This window comes from Aquaticitalea lipolytica, from assembly GCF_014641635.1.
In the GTDB taxonomy this organism is placed as follows: domain Bacteria; phylum Bacteroidota; class Bacteroidia; order Flavobacteriales; family Flavobacteriaceae; genus Aquaticitalea; species Aquaticitalea lipolytica.
On the sequence record NZ_BMIC01000029.1, the window covers coordinates 1 to 1,110 of the forward strand.

Annotated in this window: 2 protein-coding genes; both read left to right on the top strand. The window is 34.2% G+C overall.

Annotated elements, in window-relative coordinates; all coding sequences use genetic code 11:
* Positions 1–412 (top strand): fucose-binding lectin II (locus IEW41_RS14455; protein ID WP_229660235.1); only part of this gene is annotated, 412 nt, incomplete at its 5' end.
* A 6-nt stretch (positions 413–418) separates the two neighbouring features.
* A partial coding sequence (locus IEW41_RS14460) for a lipase family protein (RefSeq protein ID WP_188607085.1) occupies positions 419–1,110 on the top strand: 692 nt, incomplete at its 3' end.

Sequence of the window (1,110 nt, forward strand, 5' to 3'; positions counted from 1 at the left end):
TAAACAAATTATTATGGCAACTAATCCTGTTTCAATTCCAATTAATGGAGACTCATCGGGTCTTATTATATGTAATGCTCATGCTGCATATTATCAAAGAGTAACTCTTACCTGGTCAATTCTAGGAAGTCAAACTACTGTTATATTTTCAGGCTCTGGAGAAGGAGCACCAATGAAAACTCAAAATGGTTTAACAAGTTATGATCTCCCTCCGACTAGACAAGGGTATGCAATAAGTGCATTATTTGAATATTCTCCTTCAGGGCCAAATGGGCCTTTTAACAATGCTTCAGTTAAAGACCCAATAATATCATCTGGTGGAGGTTCTACCATTATTACTGTTACCTCGGAAGATTCTAATGATCAAGACAATAATGATAGTTATATAATTATAACTTATAAGAGCCTATAATGTAATATGAACTCTAATGAAATTTTAAGTTTAGAAACATATAATAAGCTACAAGAGGCAGTAACATTAGCTACTCTTGCTTACGATAATGATACTTTATTACTGCGCCAACTAAATGACCCAAATCTTGCAACCAAAGCGAATTGGCAATTAGTTTGGGGACCATCTGATTTAGGAAGCAATAGAATGTATGTGGTTAAAAGCAAAAGCTCTAATGAGTATATGATTGCGATTAGAGGCACAATAGAAAGCGTGGAATCTGTGTTTTTGGATGCGGATTCTCTTGAGCTTTCTTCATTGCCTTGGGACATTGGTGGCGCTAAAATGATCTCTGATGGAATGGCAGATGGCTGGAATCATCTCAATGCAATGGTTGACCCAAAAACTAAATTAAATCTTTACCAATTTATTAATTCTTTAGGTTTAGGTATTAAAATATATGTAACTGGGCATAGTCAAGGTGCCTGCTTGGCCTCAGTAGTCGCTGTTTGGCTTTTACAAACTTTTAATAAAAATATAATCATCCCCTATACATTTGCTTCTGAGTCTGCTGGAAATTACTTATTTGCAAACTTATATAATAGTTACTTCAATACTGTTGGTTTAAGAGTTTATAATCCCTTTGATATTGTCCCTATGGGATTTGCAGATTTAGATAAAATAAAACAATTATATGGTAAAGAACCTCCTTATGTATT